At 69.1% G+C, this 1348-nt stretch carries 3 protein-coding genes; all 3 read right to left on the bottom strand.

The features are described from left to right. A partial coding sequence (gene mobA, locus AB4Y86_RS19000; RefSeq protein ID WP_441403680.1) for a molybdenum cofactor guanylyltransferase occupies positions 1-251 on the bottom strand: 251 nt, incomplete at its 3' end. 61 nt (positions 252-312) lie between these two features. Further along, the gene (locus AB4Y86_RS18995; RefSeq protein ID WP_441403679.1) at positions 313-813 is read right to left on the bottom strand and encodes an HNH endonuclease; all 501 of its coding nucleotides are present in this window, start codon (positions 811-813) and stop codon (positions 313-315) included. A 243-nt stretch (positions 814-1056) separates the two neighbouring features. Next, on the bottom strand, positions 1057-1348 hold a 292-nt coding region (locus AB4Y86_RS18990), incomplete at its 5' end, for an NlpC/P60 family protein (protein WP_441403678.1).

The following is a 1348-nucleotide window of genomic DNA, read 5'->3' as shown; positions in this document are numbered from 1 at the left end:
GTCCCTGCAAGCGGCCAGCGGGGCCCGCCGCACCGTCGTCGTCGGTCCCGATCCCGGCCTTCGCGGCAGCCCAGCACGTCCGGCGGAAGGCCGCCGGGATCGGGACCGACGACGACGGTGCGGCGGGCCCCGCTGGCCGCTTGCAGGGACCGCTCAAGCAACGTGGCGCCGTCGACCCTCAACTGGGCCTTGGGCACACCACCAAGCCGGGAGGACCTGCCCCCGGCGAGGATGACGGCGTCGTATTCCACCCGCCCAGCCTAGCTGTACCAGCCCGGGAGCCGCACCGGCTGTCCGGTCGGCGCGCTGCGCTCAGTGCGCCGATTCGGGGAGAAGGAACGGATCCCAGGCCGGGGTGGGCTTCTCCAGTTCCTTGATCTGCCAGATGGTGCCCTTCGGCGGAGCCGGAACGAAGCCGAGTTTCCAGCCCATTTCGGCGGGCGTGTGGTCCCCCTTGGCGTTGTTGCAGCGCAGGCACGCTGCCACGAGGTTCTCCCAGGAATCCGCGCCGCCCCGGGATTTGGGCTGCACATGGTCGATCGTGTGGGCGGCCTTGCCGCAGTACGCGCAGCGGTGGTTGTCCCGGCGCAGCACTCCCCTGCGGCTGACCGCCGTCAGGGCGTTGTACCGGGGCCTGATGTACCGGTTAAGTAGGATCACCGTCGGGCGGCCGAGGATGTCCTGCGGACCCACCACGGGGTCCTCCCCTTCGGCCACCACGCTGGCCTTTCCGGTCAGCACAAGCACCAGCGCCCGGCGGAAGGTGACTACCGCCAGCGGCTCATATCCAGCATTCAGAACGAGAGTGCGCATCCGCATACCTCTTCACGGCCGCACCCGCCAGGGGCACGAGGGCCGGCTGCCCTCTGCATGGTCGGGCTATGGATCGACACCACAAGAGTAAACACCGAAGGCCCGGATTACCGAATTTTTCCCTGTGAGAGTTCCGTGCCGGGAGTTTGCGCCGCCACCGAACGGCTGCGCTCACAAAGCAAAAGGACCCCTGCCGGGGCAGGGGTCCTTCGGAGTGCTTCCGGCTGGTGCCGGGGCTGGGTCTTAGCCGCCGACGCGGATGAAGACCGGGCCGGAGCCGACGTTGACGCTGTACAGCGCGGTGGTGCCGCCGTTCCAGCCGCCGTGGACCGCCATGCCGTTACCGACGTAGACCGCGATGTGGGCCTCGCCCATGCCGCCGTTCTGGTAGTAGGCGAGGTCGCCCGGCTGTGCTTCGGCGGCGCTCACCGTACGGCCGAGGGACAGGTAGCCGGCCGGCCAGCCGTGGTAATGGATCCCGACGGCAGCCAGGGCGTTGGTGACCAGCATGGTGCAGTCCTGGGAAACGCCCATC

Origin of the sequence: Arthrobacter sp. 2YAF22_2, assembly GCF_052114645.1 — a bacterium.
Classification (GTDB): Bacteria; Actinomycetota; Actinomycetes; order Actinomycetales; family Micrococcaceae; genus Arthrobacter.
Note: the sequence above shows the minus strand (reverse complement) of the source record. Positions and strands in the feature narration are given on the sequence as shown.

What these genes read in the sequence shown, in the direction of transcription:
- AB4Y86_RS18995 (WP_441403679.1), bottom strand. Translation starts at nt 813, where the DNA reads ATGCGCACTCTCGTTCTGAATGCTGGATATGAGCCGCTGGCGGTAGTC.